11 protein-coding genes are annotated in these 13,133 nt (G+C 73.6%); 5 read left to right on the top strand and 6 right to left on the bottom strand.

The window, feature by feature from the left end:
• Positions 1-28: 28 nt before the first annotated feature.
• Together ACFY1T_RS06665 and ACFY1T_RS06660 are read left to right on the top strand one after the other, a co-directional pair.
• Complete coding sequence (locus ACFY1T_RS06665) at positions 29-919, top strand: phosphatase PAP2 family protein (protein WP_390787247.1); 891 nt, start codon at positions 29-31, stop codon at positions 917-919.
• A 106-nt stretch (positions 920-1,025) separates the two neighbouring features.
• The gene (locus tag ACFY1T_RS06660) at positions 1,026-1,922 is read left to right on the top strand and encodes an immunity 49 family protein (RefSeq protein WP_390787246.1); all 897 of its coding nucleotides are present in this window, start codon (positions 1,026-1,028) and stop codon (positions 1,920-1,922) included.
• Positions 1,923-1,928: 6 nt separating this feature from the next.
• Here the strand turns inward: ACFY1T_RS06660 and ACFY1T_RS06655 are convergent, their stop codons facing one another.
• Positions 1,929-3,515, bottom strand: coding sequence for an amidohydrolase (locus ACFY1T_RS06655; RefSeq protein ID WP_390787245.1), 1,587 nt, complete (start codon positions 3,513-3,515; stop codon positions 1,929-1,931).
• Positions 3,437-4,987 (bottom strand): APC family permease, encoded by a 1,551-nt coding sequence (locus ACFY1T_RS06650; protein WP_390787244.1) that lies wholly within the window; start codon positions 4,985-4,987, stop codon positions 3,437-3,439. The genes ACFY1T_RS06655 and ACFY1T_RS06650 overlap by 79 nt, the downstream gene beginning before the upstream one ends.
• Before the next feature lie 113 nt (positions 4,988-5,100).
• On the opposite strand from ACFY1T_RS06650, the gene ACFY1T_RS06645 reads away from it, so the two are divergent.
• Positions 5,101-5,706: a TetR/AcrR family transcriptional regulator gene (locus ACFY1T_RS06645; RefSeq protein WP_390787243.1), complete on the top strand. Its 606-nt coding sequence runs from the start codon at positions 5,101-5,103 to the stop codon at positions 5,704-5,706.
• Positions 5,707-5,718: 12 nt separating this feature from the next.
• Here the strand turns inward: ACFY1T_RS06645 and ACFY1T_RS06640 are convergent, their stop codons facing one another.
• The 3 genes from ACFY1T_RS06640 to ACFY1T_RS06630 are packed head-to-tail and all read right to left on the bottom strand — an operon-like array spanning position 5,719 to position 7,984.
• Complete coding sequence (locus ACFY1T_RS06640) at positions 5,719-6,885, bottom strand: hypothetical protein (protein ID WP_390787242.1); 1,167 nt, start codon at positions 6,883-6,885, stop codon at positions 5,719-5,721.
• Positions 6,882-7,139, bottom strand: coding sequence for a DUF397 domain-containing protein (locus ACFY1T_RS06635; protein ID WP_390787241.1), 258 nt, complete (start codon positions 7,137-7,139; stop codon positions 6,882-6,884). Before ACFY1T_RS06635 ends, ACFY1T_RS06640 begins: the two co-directional genes overlap by 4 nt.
• Positions 7,136-7,984, bottom strand: a complete 849-nt coding sequence (locus ACFY1T_RS06630) for a Scr1 family TA system antitoxin-like transcriptional regulator (RefSeq protein WP_390787240.1) — start codon at positions 7,982-7,984, stop codon at positions 7,136-7,138. Before ACFY1T_RS06630 ends, ACFY1T_RS06635 begins: the two co-directional genes overlap by 4 nt.
• A gap of 343 nt (positions 7,985-8,327) precedes the next feature.
• Here ACFY1T_RS06630 and ACFY1T_RS06625 point away from each other — a divergent pair, with 343 nt between their 5' ends.
• Together ACFY1T_RS06625 and ACFY1T_RS06620 are read left to right on the top strand one after the other, a co-directional pair.
• Entirely contained in the window at positions 8,328-9,170 is an 843-nt protein-coding gene (locus tag ACFY1T_RS06625) for a helix-turn-helix domain-containing protein (protein WP_390787239.1), read from the top strand.
• 51 nt (positions 9,171-9,221) lie between these two features.
• Entirely contained in the window at positions 9,222-9,638 is a 417-nt protein-coding gene (locus ACFY1T_RS06620) for a hypothetical protein (protein ID WP_390787238.1), read from the top strand.
• 22 nt (positions 9,639-9,660) lie between these two features.
• Here ACFY1T_RS06620 and ACFY1T_RS06615 read toward each other — a convergent pair whose 3' ends face one another.
• A complete protein-coding gene (locus ACFY1T_RS06615; protein WP_390787237.1) occupies positions 9,661-12,648 on the bottom strand; it encodes a bifunctional [glutamine synthetase] adenylyltransferase/[glutamine synthetase]-adenylyl-L-tyrosine phosphorylase in 2,988 nt (995 codons plus the stop codon).
• Positions 12,649-13,133 lie beyond the last annotated feature (485 nt).

The following is a 13,133-nucleotide window of genomic DNA, read 5'->3' as shown; positions in this document are numbered from 1 at the left end:
GAGAAGCCATCTGGCAGACTCTTTCCCCATGGGTGAATCGAGCGTGAAGACACTGGAAACCCGGACGGAAACCTTGTCACCCCACGTGACCGAGAGTGATGCCCGTCCGGGGACTCAGCGCGCTCTCCTGTCCCGGCTGCGCGCCCCGCGCCGGCCGCGGATCTGGTTCGAGATCCTGCTCATCGGGGTCAGTTACTGGACCTACTCGCTCATCCGCAACGCGGTGCCGGAACAGAAGGCGGACGCCCTCGCGAACGCCGACTGGCTGTGGGACCTCGAACGCACCCTCGGCATCGCGGTGGAGCAGTCGGTCAACCACGCCGTCAACTCGGTGACGTGGCTGATCGTCGGCATGAACTACTACTACGCCACGCTCCACTTCGTCGTGACCATCGGCGTCCTGGTGTGGATCTACCGCTTCCATCCGGGGCGCTACGCGGCCACGCGCATGGTCCTCTTCGCCACCACGGGCGTGGCCCTGCTCGGCTACTACTTCTACCCGCTCGCGCCGCCGCGGCTGATGAACGGGCAGAGCTTCGTGGACACGGTGCTGGTCCACCACACCTGGGGCTCGATGGCCTCCGGCAACCTCAAGCACATGTCGAACCAGTACGCGGCCATGCCCTCGATGCACATAGGGTGGTCGCTCTGGTGCGGACTGACGATCTTCGCGGTCGCCTCCGCCCCGTGGGCCCGGATCCTCGGCCTGCTCTACCCGGTTGCCACCCTCGTGGTCATCGTGGCCACCGCCAACCACTTCTGGCTGGACGCCGCCGGCGGCATGCTCTGCCTCGCGTTCGGCTACACGGTCTCGCGCGGCTGGTACGGATCGCTGCCGCACCGGCTGCCGCGCGAGCCCGAGGAGACGGGACCGCATCCGGCGACGTCGGCCCTGCTGAACCGGTTCCGCAGGGCCTGAGCCGCTCCCGCCGGCCGGGCCGCGTCGGGTCCGCGGCTCGCGGCTCGCATTGTCAGTGGATGTTGTTAGCGTGCGCCTCGCCAGTAGGAACGATCAAGGAGGCGGCGTGCAGGACGTGGAGCGGCACGAGGTCGGCGAGCACCGGATATCCGAGGCCCTGGAAGACGGGCCGGGACGGGCCTACGACCACTGGTACCGGCTGCGGTACGGCGGCGGGCTGTCCCTGAAGGGGCTCCACGAGACCCGCGACGACCTCCTCGACCACGTCGGCGCACGGACGCTGGCGGACCCCGGCCTGACCGGAGCCGTCGCACGCCGCGCGCTGCTGACGGCCGCCGAATGCGCACTCGGGGAGCTCGACCTCGGCTGCTTCCCGAACGGCGATTTCGAGGTGCCGTTCCCGCTCCTCCACGAGGAGCTCAGCAGCACGGACCTCTCCTTCGGCGACGCCGTCGACCAGGCGCCCACGGCCCGGACCTGGCTGGACGCCTTCGCGCTGTCCGTTGCCTGCGGGCTGGTGCGGGAACGGAACCGGGCGATCGGGCTGCTGCTGCGGGGCGACTACGCGCCCGCCCTGCACGACGGAGTGCCGTACTCGCCGCTCGACTCGCATTCCGACCCGGCCGAGCTCGCCGAGATGGACGCGCTGTGCCTCTACCTCGCGCCGGCGGCCGGGCACCTCCCGCGGGACTGGCCGGACGCGACCCTGCGCAAGCCCGACGCCGCCGAGCGTGCCGCGGCCGCCCGCCGGCTGGACGACTTCGGTGTGCTCACCGCGGACCAGCGGCTGCTGCGCGTCCTCCTCGACGACGACCAGCCGGCCTTCGAACGCGCCCTGGCCGGGAACCTCGCCGGGCTCCGCGAGGGCGCGGGCCCCGACGCGCCCGCCCGCTCCCTCTTCCCCGCCGGCACGATCGCCTTGGCCGCGCTGGCCGTCCAGGTGCACGGCTGGCGGCTCGGCGTCACCTCGGCCTACCTCCCGCAGAGCCTCCTGCACGTCTGACCGGCGCTACCGGGGGTGCCCGCCGTACGTGATGCGGCCGCCCGACATCGTGAGCCGGATCGGGGCCTCGGCCAGCTCGTCCGGGGCGGTGTCCACCGGGTCGAGGGTGAAGGCCGTCAGGTCCGCCCGGAAGCCGGCCGCGATCCGGCCGGCCACCCGCTGCTCCCCCGCCGCGAGCGCCGCGTGCGAGGTCATGCCCTCCAGTGCCATCAGCCCGGTCAGGGCGGGCCCCGCGGCGGCCGCGCCCAGCGGGCTGCGGGCGACGGCCAGCACCCGGCGGGCGTCGTGGTGGGCGATGGGCCAGTCGGAGCCCAGGGCCAGCGCGGCCCCCGCGTCGCGCAGGTCCCGGCAGCGCCAGGCCCTCCCCGCCCGGTCCGGTCCCAGCCGTTTCGACCACTCGTCGCTGTGGTCGGCCCGGGTGTACGCGGTGTGCGGCGGCTGCATCGAGGCGATCACCCCGAGCTCCGCGAACCGCTTCAGCTGGTCGTCGGGGACGGTCTCGATGTGCTCGATCCGGTGCCGCATCCGGGCCTGGGGGCCCAGCGAGGCCACCGTGTCGAGGACGTGGCGGACCGCCGCGTCGCCGATGGCGTGGGTCGCGGTGCGCACCCCGGCCGCGTCCAGGGTCCGTACGGCTGCCGAGTAGGCCTCGGGATCGGGCCAGAAGGCGTCGGTGCCCCGGCCGTGGCAGTCGGCGTGCTCCAGCCAGGCGGTGCCGCCCTCGACGGTGCCGTCCATGAAGAACTTGACGCCGCCGACCTGCCAGTGGCGGCCGCGCAGCCCCTGGAGTTCGATGAGCTCCGCCAGGTCCCCGGGGGTGGCGCCCGGCATGCACCAGGGCGCCAGGTTCAGCCGCAGCGGCAGGTCCCCGTCGTACTCGACGCCCGCGAGCAGGGCCGGTACGTCGCCGTCGCCGAGGTCCATCACGTGGGCCCCGGTGAGGCCGGTGGCGGCCATCTCGGCGAGCAGCGCGGTGAGCCGGGTGCGCCGCTCGGCGGCCGCGGGCTTCGGGGCGAGGGCGCCGACCAGGGCCATCGCCGCGTGCTCGACGAGGTGGCCGGTGGGGCGGCCGTCCGGGCCGCAGACGATCTCCGAGCGCTGGTCGAACGCGCGCGGGCCGGTGATGCCCGCGGCGGCCAGGGCCGCGCCGGAGGCGAGCGCGGAGTGGCCGTCGTACAGGCGCAGGAAGGCGGGGGCGCCGGCCAGGGCCTCCTCGACCAGGGCTTTGTCGACGGGGCGGCCGCCGAAGGCGTTGTGGTCGAGGCCGTGGCCGAGGACCCAGCCGCCGAGGCGGGGCGCGGTGCGCAGGGCGGCCCGGAGCTGGTCGAGGTCGCGGACGGCCGAGAGGTCGGTGCCGGTGGCCATCTCGATGCCCCAGACGGGGTGGCTGTGGGCGTCGGTGAGGCCGGGTGTGAGGGTCGCGCCGCCGAGGTCGACCACCTCCGTGGCGGGGCCGCGCCAGTCGCGCACGTCGGCCTCGTCGCCGACGGCGAGGATCTCGCCGCCGCGGACGGCTACCGCGCGGGCCTCGGGGCGGCCGGGGTCGAGGGTGCGGACGCGGGCTCCGGTGAGGACGGTGTCGGCAGCGGGCACGGCTCTTCTCCTTCGGGTACGTCGGTTGCGGGCTCGGCGGCGAAACGGGCGTAGGTCTCGGGGCGGCGGGTCTTCAGGCGCTGCGCGAGCGCGAGCCCGGCCAGGAACACGGCGGGGACGAGGGCGACGAGGACGGTGTTCACGGCGGTGGAGGCCATGGTGAACAGGCCCACCTTGGAGACGACCAGGCAGATCGCGACGGCCAGCAGCACGGCGGCGGCGATCGGCGCGACCACGGTCCGCCAGGGGCCTTCGGTGTGCGCGGTGCGCCGGAAGTAGACGGGTACGGCGATCGCGGCGAGCAGCATCAGCGCCATGAGCCCGATCATGCCGGGCGTGTTCACCCAGAGCAGCAGCTGCTGGTACGGGTCGGCCCCGGCCAGCGCGAAGGCGAGCACGATCACTGCGCCGAGGGCGGTCTGGGCGAGCCCGGCGAGGTACGGGGAGCGGTGGCGCGGATGGACCCGGCCGAGGGCCGCGGGCAGTACGCCCTCCTCGGCCAGGGCGAGCGCGTAGCGGTTGATGGCGTTGTGGAAGGCGAGGAGGGAGGCGATGACGCTGGTGACGATGAACAGGTGCATGAGGTCGGCCGCCCAGGGGCCGACGTACGTGGTGATCGCGGCGAAGAAGAGGCCGCCGGGGTCCTCGGCGGCGGCCGCCACGACCTCCTCGGCGCCGAAGGCCTGGATGACGGTCCAGACGATGAAGGCGTAGAAGAGGCCGAGGAAGGCGACGGCGATGTAGGTGGCGCGCGGGATGGTCCGGTCGGGGTCGCGGGCCTCGCGGCGGTAGATGACGGTGGACTCGAAGCCGGTGAACGCGGCGAAGGCGAAGGCGAGCACGGCGGCGGTGCCGGGGACGAGGACCGCGCCGGGGGCGAAGGAGCCGGCGGAGAGCCCGTGGGCGCCGCCCTCCAGGAGGACGCCTCCGGCGAGCAGGACGAGTATCCCGGTCTCGGCGACGAGCAGGACGCCGAGCACCTTGGCGCCGAAGTCGATCGAGCGGAAGCCGCCGTACCAGATGAGGGCGAGGCCGGCGAGGGAGACGGGCAGCCAGGGGACGTCGAAGCCGCCGAGGGCGTGGGCGGTGTCGGCGGTGGTGGTGCCGAGGAGGCCGTAGACCCCGATCTCCATGCCGTTGTAGCCGACCAGGGCGAGCAGCGCCGCGCCGATGCCGACGCGCTTGCCGAGGCCGCGGGTGATGTACGCGTAGAAGGCGCCGCCGCTGCGGACGTGGCGGCTCATGGTGGTGAACCCGACCGCGAACACGGCGAGGGTGAGGCCCGCGAGGAGGTACCCGGCGGGGGCGCCGATCCCGCCGAGCAGGATCGCGACGGGGGCCACCCCGGCCATGACGGTGAGGGGGGCGGCGGCGGAGACGACGAAGAAGGAGATGTCGGCGGTGCCGAGCGCCGCGCGGCGCAGGGCGGGTCTGTCGGTCGGCGGTTCAGGCCGTTCCGGCGTTTCGGGCATGCGGCGGTACACCCTTCGGGAGACCGAAACCTAAAGGCTTTCGGTTCTTCGGTTCGCGGCAATGTAGCCTCCGGTTTTGGCGTACGGGAAGACCTCACGGCGGGAGAAAACCGATGGCACGGCCGCGCACCCCCCTCCTCGACAGGGAGCGGATCGCCGCGACCGCCCTGCAACTCGTCGAGGAGCAGGGCGAGTTCAGCGTCCCGCAGATCGCCCGGGAGCTCGGCGTGCAGACGGCGTCGGTGTATCACCACGTGGACGGCCGGGCGGGGGTGGTGGAGCTGGTGCGCGAGCTCGTGTGCGACCGGATCGCGGACGGGTCCCTGGACCTGGAGCCGTGGGACCGGGCCCTGGAGGCCTGGGCCCGCTCGTACCGGGCCGCCTTCGCGGCCTCGCCGCGGGCCATCCCGCTGCTCATGACCACGCCGGTGCGTGCCCCGCGGGTGCTGGCGCAGTACGAGCGGGCGGTCGGCATGCTGCTGGCGGCGGGGTTCACCCGCGAGCGGGTCATGCCGCTGTTGACGGCGCTGGAGAACCTGGTCCTCGGCTCGGCCCTGGACCTGGCCGCTCCCGAGGCGATGTGGGAGCCGTCCGCCGACACCCCGCTGCTCGCGGACGCCCTGGCGGCCGTCGGCCCGGGCCGCGCGGACGCCGCCTTCGACGTGGGCCTGGCCGCGTTCCTGACGTACGCGCGCTTGGTGCGGGGCGAAGCGGGCTGAGGGGTCGGCCGGTCAGCGGGTGCGCGCTGCGCGCGGGCCCGGCCAACGCTCCAGCACCCCGCGCCGGGCGGCGGGCGAGGGCTCCGGCGCCGGGCCGGCCGTGCTCGCGCCGATCCGTTCGAGGGCCTCGGCGAGGGTGCGGACGTAGGCCTCGTCGGCCAGGATCCGGACGTTCTCGTACGGGTGGCCCAGCCGCTCCTGCGCCGCCAGGATCCGGCGCAGCAGGGGCGCCGCGGCGGCAGCGGGCGCGCCGATCCCGCCGAGCCGGCGGACGGCCTCGCGGGTCGGCAGGGCCGGGTTACCGGTCCAGCCGGGGTCCACCTCGGCCAGCAGCACCGCCACGGCGGGCTCCGGGTCCCCGGTGATCCGCGCGCACGCGTACGCCGCGGCGACGCGGGTCCACGCGCCGGGCGATTCCATCAGACCGCGCACGGTGTCCGCGTGGGCGGCGGCCAGGGGTCCGAGGTCGGCGAGGAAGGGCAGGCCGTGGCTGGCGGTCCCGGACCGCACGGCCGCCCCGCACACGTCGAGGGCGAGCGCCGGGTCGCCGGTGGCCCTCCAGTGCGCCCAGGCGGCCAGCCGCCGGTGGTGGCGTGCCGCCTTCGGAGCGCGGCCCGTGGCGAAGCCGGCCAGCCGGTCGGCGGCGACGGCGGCGGCCGGGCCGATCCGGCCCAGGACGCGCAGGGCGTCGTGGGCGTAGGGGCTCTCCAGGTACGGGAGCACCTCGGGGACGGCGGGCGCGGAGTCCGGGCCCCATTGCGCGAGGAGTTCGAGGATGGAGGTGCTCGCGTGGTACTTCAGCGGATCCGGGCGCAGTACTGCCCGCGTCGTCGGGAGCAGCTCCGCGGCGGGCAGTGCGGCCAGGACGCGGACCTGTATGCGGTAGGTCGGGAAGCGGCTGCCCTGCACGCGGCGCCGCAGAGCGGGCAGCGCCCGGAGGTCACCCACCCCGGCCAGGGCGGAGGCGAGTTCGTCCCGGTGCTCGGTCCGCTCGTCGAGGGCCTTGGCGATCCGGTTGGCGTGCACGGCGACGGCGGGCCCGGCCTGGGCCACCGCCTTGGCGGCGTCCCACTGGTGGCGCGTGTCGCCGCAGGCTGCCGTGACGACGGCGTCCCAGCGCTCGGGGCCCGGCCGCCGGTACCGGTACACGGCCTCGACGGCCGAACCCGTGCTTCTCACGCGGCGGCGTAGGTGACGAACCCGTCCCAGGCGGCGGGCGCGACGGCCAGCCGTCCGCCGTCGGGCTGCTTGGAGTCCCGGACGAGGACGGTGCCGGGGGTACGGGCGACCTCGACGCAGTCGTTGCTGTCGCTCGCGCTGTAGCTGCTCTTGGTCCAGGCGACTTCGACGCAGTCGTTGCTGCTGCTCGGGCTGTAGCTGCTCTTCACCCAATCCAGTGCGGAAGGGTCGCCGACCGAGGGCTTGATGCTCATGTCTCTCCCAGCACTTTCTCGATGAAGGCTCTCGACTGTCGTGGGTTGAGGGCCTGTGAACGGATGATCCCATACCTGAGTTCGAGGATCTGGATCTCTTTCGCACCCGTGACCAGGCGACTCATGAGCTGCGCCTCGACGTATCCGATCGTAGAACCATCCCCGAGCTTCAAGACATCGATCTGCCCGCCCATTCCGGCGTGATCCTCGCAGTCCATCGGCATCACCTGGATCTCAACGTTGCGGAGTCGACCGACGTCGAGCAGGTGCTCCAACTGCCGCCGCAGGACGTCCCGTCCACCGATCGTGCGCTCAAGCGTGACCTGCTCTAGCACGAACGTGAGCGCGGGCGACGGCTGTCGGTGGAAGATCTCCTGCCGGGCCATCCGGGCGGCTACGTGACGCTCCACTTCGTCCGACGAGAAGGCCGGCCGTCGGATCTCGTACAGCGCCCGCGCGTACTCCTCGGTCTGTAGCAGTCCGTGGAGGTTGTGGTTCCCGTAGGCACCAAGCTCAACCGCTTGCGATTCCAACTTGGCCAGATCCCGCACCTTCTTGGGGTAACGGGCCTTTTCGACGTCCGTCTTCATCGCGGCGATCTTCCCGCCCGCCCCGAGAACCCCGTCCGCCTTGTCCAGGTACTCCGGACGCGGAATTCGGATACCGCTCTCGATCTTGCGGGTCAGGTCCGCTCCGTAACCCATCCGTTCAGCGAAAGTGGACCGGTCGAATCCGGCTGCCTCGCGCCACATTTTCAACTGGCGTCCCACCGCCGCGACGACCGCCCCGGATTCGTCCTCCGGGTCGAGTTCCCAGCTCGACTCGTCGGTGCCCTCTGCGCTCACTGCCACCTCCGCTGGCCTGCAACTCACCTCAGGCTACGTACGGATGGCCACGACGAGGCGCCAGAACGGGAAAGTCCGATTTCACCGGATCGAGGTTTCCACGCTCCGGTGGGGCGATAGCCGGTGACGCTCGACGTCTAAAGACAAACAACCGGAGGGAAATGACCTCTCCTCACCTCCCCCTCCCCTCTCACCCGGACGGGTGAACCACCCCAACCCGGCTGGCGCATATGCCAATCCGTCGGGCACGCTAACCCCCGACAACCCCATAAACGCAATTCGGCCCTCGTACGGGACGCCAATCCCGACCGAGGGCCTGACCAAGAGAAGGCACTACCCTTCCATGGCTGACCAGCAGTTTAGCGCGCCCTCGCGCGTCTCGTCGGGCATCCGGCACATCAATCACGACCACCGCCGCGGCTACGTCAAGATCGGCAACCACCTCGCCCAGCACCGCGAGTTGAGCATGGGCGCGATCGGTCTGGCCACGCACATCCAGTCCCTCCCGCCGGGCGCGAAGGTCACCATCAAGGCCCTCGCCGAACGCTTCCCCGAGGGGGAAGTCCGCATCGCGGCCACCCTGCGCGAGCTGGAGGAGCACGGCTACCTGGCCCGCTACCACGAGCGGCTCCCCACCGGCCGGATCGTGACCTGCACGGTCTCGTACAACAACCCGCCCGCGATGGCGGCAGCGGCGCGCGAACGGCGCGCCGAGCCCACCGCGGCCGAGCGGACGCCGACCCCCGAGCCGGACCCCGAGCCGGACCCCGAACCCGAGCCGGACCACGCCCCGGCCGCCGTCTCCGAAACGGGGCTCCGGGCACGCGAGTTGCTCGCCCGGCTGCGGCTGCGCGATCCCCGGCTCGTGCTGTCCGAGCGGGACACCGTACGGCTGGCGCCCGCCGCGGCCGTGTGGCTGGAGCGCGGGCTGCCCCCGAGCGCCGTCGCCGACGCGCTGACCCGCTCGCTGCCGACGACGGCCATCCACTCCCCGGCCGCGCTGCTCGCCCACCGCCTGCGGGAACTGCTCCCGCCCCGGCTGCCCGACCCCGGCGCGGCCCGTACCGTACCGCCCGACCGCGAGATCCACCCCCTGCGCACCTGCGACGGCTGCGACCGCGCCTTCCGCTCCCCCGTCCCGGGCCGCTGCCGCGACTGCCCACCCCCGGACGCACACGCGGCGTAGCCGAGTGGCGGGGCCGCGCCCACAGGGGTGAACTGGTGGGGGAGGCACGTCATGCGTTACTCACCACTGTTTGCTCTGACAGGCCTCGCGCTCTCGGCCTCGCTCACCCTCGGACCGGCCGCCGTCGCCGCGCAACCCCCGTCCGGCCGGGTCTCCGTCGCACCGACCGCGACCCTCTGCAAGCTGGACGGCACGGTCTGGGACTACTCCACGGGGCACGTCTCCACGGACCAGAAGGCCCGCGCCCGCTGCGAGGGGCTCAGGCAGGGAGAAGCGCGCGGCGCGGACGACGGACGGCAGTGCCGCCCGAAGAACTACCCGCTGTGGGTGCCCAACCCCAACGAGGTGTCGAGCGCCAAGCAGAGCGCGTTCAAGACCGGGTACGACAGGGCCTACCAGCGCGAATGGAACAACGCCAACTGCCAGAACCGGCCGCAGCCCGAGCCGTACTACCCGCCGGTGCACTAGCCCCGGCTGGACCCGGGCCGAACTACGCCCCGTAGAACAGGTCGTCCACGACCGCGCGGGCGCGGCGGGTGATGCGGCGGTAGTCGTCGAGCAGTTCGCCGGCCGTGCCCTCCGGGTAGCCCAGGTAGCGGCCCACGGCCCCCAGTTCGCGGGCCTCCGAGGGGAAGGTGTCCCCGGCGCGGCCGCGGACCAGCATCACCGCGTTGCGGACGCGGGTGGCCAGTACCCAGGCCTCGTCGAGGATCTGCGCCTCCTCGGTCGGGATCAGCCCGGCCGCGTGGGCGGCGGCCAGGGCCTCGCGGGTCCGGGTGGTGCGCAGGCCCGGCTCCGACCAGGCGTGCTGCATCTGGATCAGCTGGACGGTCCACTCGACGTCGCTGAGGCCGCCGCGGCCCAGCTTCGTGTGCAGGGTCGGGTCGGCGCCGCGCGGGAGGCGTTCGGACTCCATGCGGGCCTTCAGCCGGCGGATCTCCCGTACGGCGTCCTCGCCGAGGCCCTCCGCCGGGTAGCGCAGCGGGTCGATCAGCTCGATGAAGCGGGCCCCCAGGTCGGCGTCCCCCGCGACCGGTTCTGCGCGCAGCAGGGCCTGGCTCTCCCAGGTCAGGGACCAGCGCCGGTAGTACGCGGCGTACGAGGACAGGGTCCGTACGAGCGGGCCGGAGCGGCCTTCCGGGCGCAGGTCGGCGTCGATGAGCAGCGGCGGGTCGGCGGTGGGGAGTTGGAGCAGCCTGCGCATCTCGGCGATGACGGTCTGGGCGGCCTTCGCGGCCTCCTGTTCGTCGACGCCCTCGCGGGGTTCGTGGACGAACAGGACGTCGGCGTCGGACCCGTAGGCCAGCTCGTGGCCGCCGAAGCGGCCGACCCCGATGATCGCGAAGCGGGTGGGCAGGGTCTCGCCCCAGTGGTGGCGGACGGCTGCGCGCAGGGCTCCGGCGACGGTGGCGGCGGTGAGGTCGGAGACGGCTCCTCCGACCCGGTCGACGAGGGCTCCGGTGTCCTCCTCGGCCGGGCGGTCCTCCGTACCGTAGGAGCGGATGATGTCGGCGGCGGCCGTACGGAACAGCTCGCGGCGCCGGACTCCGCGGGCGGCCGCGACCCCCGCCTCGGCGCTCTCGGCGCGCCCGACGGCGGCGAGCACCTCCTGCTCCAGGGCCTCGTGGGTACGGGGGGAGAGCCCGCCGGGGTCGCCGAGCAGGGCGACGGCCTCGGGGGCGCGCATCAGCAGGTCGGGGGCCAGCCGGCCGGCGGACAGGACGCGGGCCAGGTTCTCGGCGGCGGCGCCCTCGTCGCGCAGGAGCCGCAGGTACCAGGGGGTCTTGCCGAGGGCGTCGGAGACCTTGCGGAAGTTCAGCAGGCCGGCGTCCGGATCGGCGGAGTCGGCGAACCAGCCGAGCATGACCGGAAGCAGGGTGCGCTGGATGGCGGCCTTGCGGGTGACGCCGGAGGCGAGGGCCTCGAGGTGGCGCAGCGCCGACGCCGGGTCGGCGTAGCCGAGGGCTTCGAGGCGCTGGCCGGCGGCGCGCGGGGAGAGCCGGGCCTCGCCGGGGGCCAGCTGGGCGACGGCGTCGAGCAGCGGCCGGTAGAAGAGCTTCTCGTGCAGGCGCCGGACCACCGAGGCGTGGCGGCGCCAGGCCTTGTTGAGCTCGGCGACGGGTTCGGTGCGCAGACCCAGCGAGCGGCCGAGGCGGCGCAGGTCGGCCTCGTCCTCGGGGACGAGGTGGGTGCGGCGCAGCCGGTGGAGCTGGATGCGGTGCTCCATGGCGCGCAGGAACCGGTACGCGTCGTTCAGCTGGGCGGCGTCGGTGCGGCCGACGTAACCGCCGGCGGCCAGGGCGTGCAGGGCGTCGAGGGTGCTGCCCGAGTGCAGGCCGGCGTCGCTGCGGCCGTGGACGAGCTGGAGCAGCTGGACGGCGAACTCGACGTCGCGCAGGCCGCCGGGGCCGAGCTTGAGCTCGCGGTCGACCTGGGCGGCGGGGATGTTGTCGACGACGCGGCGGCGCATCTTCTGGACGTCGGCGACGAAGTTCTCGCGCTCGGCGGCGTGCCAGACCAGCGGCGTTATGGCCTCGATGTACTGGGCGCCGAGGGCCGGGTCGCCGGCGACGGCCCGGGCCTTGAGGAGGGCCTGGAACTCCCAGGTCTTGGCCCAGCGCTGGTAGTAGGCGAGGTGGGAGGCGAGGGTGCGGACCAGGGGGCCGTTGCGGCCCTCGGGGCGCAGGTTGGCGTCGACGGGCCAGATCGTGCCCTCGACCGTGGTCTCGGAGCAGATCCGCATGAGGTGGGAGGCGAGGCGGGTGGCGGCCTGGACGGCCTTGCCCTCGTCGGCGCCGGGGGGCGCGTCCCCGACGAAGATGACGTCGACGTCGGAGACGTAATTGAGCTCGTTGCCGCCGCACTTGCCCATGGCGATGACGGCGAGCCGGCAGGCGGCGGCGTCCTCGGGGGCGGCGGCGGAGGCGATCCGCAGGGCGGCGCGGAGGGTGGCGGTGGCGAGGTCGGCGAGCTCGGCGGCGGTCTGGGCGACGTCGATGGTGCCGCAGACGTCACGGGCGGCGATGGAGAGCAGGCAGCGGCGGTAGGCGACGCGCAGGGCGACGGGGTCGTGGGCCCGGGCGAGCCCCTGCTCGAACTCGGCCAGCCCGGGGTGCAGGTCGGCGGCCTCGTACGTCACGAGGGCGTGCCAGTCGCGGGGGTGGCGGGCGAGGTGGTCGGCGAGCGCCTCGGAGGCGCCGAGCACGCCGAGGAGGCGGTCGCGCAGCGGCTTCGCGCTGACCAGGGTGTCGAGGAGTACGGGGCGCTCGTCCTCGCTCTGCGCCTCGGCGAGGCGGACGAGCCCGAGGAGGGCGAGGTCCGGATCGGCGGTGGCCCCGAGGGCGTCGAGGAGCACCGGATCGGTGCGTACGGAGGCCAGCGCGTCGGAGTCGAGCAGCCTGGCCGCGGCCGAGGGGTCGGTGAAGCCGCTGCGCAGCAGCCGCATGAAGGTACTGCTCCTGCGTCCCGGGACTGTCATCCCGCCGCCTCCCGCGTACGTCGCCTTCGCCGCCACTGCCCGAGCGGGCCCCGAGCGGGCCTGGATGTGAGCCTAGCCCGTGTCTTTCGGATCATGCGGGGCGCGCGGGGTCCGGCGGGCGATCCGGCCTGATCCGAGGGACGCGGCCAGGCCGGAGCGGGTGTTCGACTCACCGTCTCGATCTACACGTACCATGATCCCGATTATCGGATTATCTCCATATATTCGGACCCTGTCGGTCCGCTCCCGCCCCGAAGGACCTCGATGCCCGAAGGCCCCCACACCCAGGGCCACACCCCCTGGCAGGGCCCCCCGCAACCGTGGCCGGGTGACCCGTTCGCGGACGCGGCACGGCCGTGGGCGGGGGTGCCGGGTGGGGATACGGCGCAGCCGTGGCCCGGCGGCCCGGGCTGGGATACGGCTCAGCAGCCCTGGTCCGGCGGACCGGGCGGGGGCCCGGGGGCCCCGGCACAGGGGCCGGCCGA

Origin of the sequence: Streptomyces sp. NPDC001194, from assembly GCF_042896985.1 — a bacterium.
GTDB lineage: Bacteria > Actinomycetota > Actinomycetes > Streptomycetales > Streptomycetaceae > Streptomyces.
The sequence above is the reverse complement of the archived record's forward strand: the minus strand, read 5'-3'. Positions and strand labels throughout refer to the sequence as shown.